The 1,519-nt window shown below is 41.7% G+C and carries 1 protein-coding gene; it reads left to right on the top strand.

Features of this window, described 5'->3' with window-relative positions:
- Positions 1-1,119 (top strand): DUF3387 domain-containing protein (locus AB5H98_RS13465; RefSeq protein WP_367926391.1); only part of this gene is annotated, 1,119 nt, incomplete at its 5' end.
- Between the last annotated feature and the right edge of the window lie 400 nt (positions 1,120-1,519).

The following is a 1,519-nucleotide window of genomic DNA, read 5'->3' on the forward strand; positions in this document are numbered from 1 at the left end:
ATTTCTCGCGTAAACCGTGTTTTTGATGGCAAAGACAAAGGCTTGGTTGTAGATTATATTGGTATCAAGAATGACATGATGGAAGCCATAAAAAAATATGGTGGTCCACAAGAAAGTCCAGTGGATGAACTTGATATTACAATTGGCATTTTTCGCAATCACTTGAAAATGATTGATGACTTACTGCTTGGATTTAATGCAAGTAAATTTTTTACTGGGGAACCCCTAGAAAGGCTGAATTGTTTAAACAGTGCGGCAGAGTACGTTCAAAGTCGGAAAGACACCGAAAGGCGCTTTATGGGATTGTCTCGAAGGTTGAAAAGTGCTTACAATATCTGCTTCCCCTCTGGTGAGCTGACAGATGAAGAAACGGCAAAAGCTCAGTTTTATCTCGCTATCCGATCTATCATTTACAAGCAAACCAAAGGGAATGCCCCTGACGCCGAAGCGATGAACCAAGTTGTAGAAAATATGGTTCGCGAGGCTATTGCCTGTACTGGAATTGAAAATGTTGTAGATGAACACAAGTCGGTTGACCTGTTCAGCGATGAATTTATTGAACAACTGAATACGGTAAAACTTCCGATCACAAAATTCAATGCACTCTTGAAATTGCTCCGTAAAGCTATTAGCGCTTATGGGCGCACTAACAAAGTGAAAGCTATGGAGTTTGATGAGCGTCTCCGCAAAGTAGTTGATGATTATAACAGCAGAGATAAGTTGGTATTTACCAACGAGGTGGTTTCTGATTTTGTAAATGATCTGTCCGACCAACTGCTACAAATTTTAAGGGATCTGCAAGAAGATCAGTCCTCTTTTCAAAAGATGGGAATTAGTTTTGAAGAGAAGGCTTTTTATGACATTCTTGTCAAGGTGCGAGATGACCACGGTTTTCCGTATGCCGATGAAAAATGTGTGGTATTGGCTAAGAAAATCAAGGAACTTGTTGATGATAAAGCTCAATTTGCTGATTGGTCTACCAGAGATGATATTAAAAATCAACTTAATATGGAATTGACTGTCTTGCTATATCAGAACGGATATCCCCCTGAGTGGGACGAAGAGGTTTTTGAAAAAGTAATGGAGCAAGCTGAGAATTTCAAGAAATATGCTGATTGACACAGTGCTTTTTCAACTACATTTTTCAGAACATCTGATAGGCTGATGTAGCCTACTGTCAAAGGAAATTGCTTACTTTTTGCTCTGGGTCATCCAATAGGGTCGAGCAGCATCCCTGTTGGCAAGGGGATTCCAAAGGGGAACGGCGTTCTCCTTTGTCTGGGGTGTTCAGAGGGGATAGAGTTCCCCTTTGACCGGAAGAATCCAAAGAAACCGGCGGTTTCGTGGCACACGACTTTCCCTCGGAAAGTCTAGTGTGTTATACCTTTGTGGAGCAGATGGCAGCCGGAATTGTAGCACACCCTGAAAAGTGTGGCCACAGTTGCGGCGTTCTGGCGGGAAAGGTGTAAACGCAAAATAATTCGACGGATTGTGTTGCCCTAAAAATTATTCCATAATA

Source organism: uncultured Ruthenibacterium sp. (genome assembly GCF_963558415.1).
In the GTDB taxonomy this organism is placed as follows: Bacteria; Bacillota; Clostridia; order Oscillospirales; family Ruminococcaceae; genus Ruthenibacterium.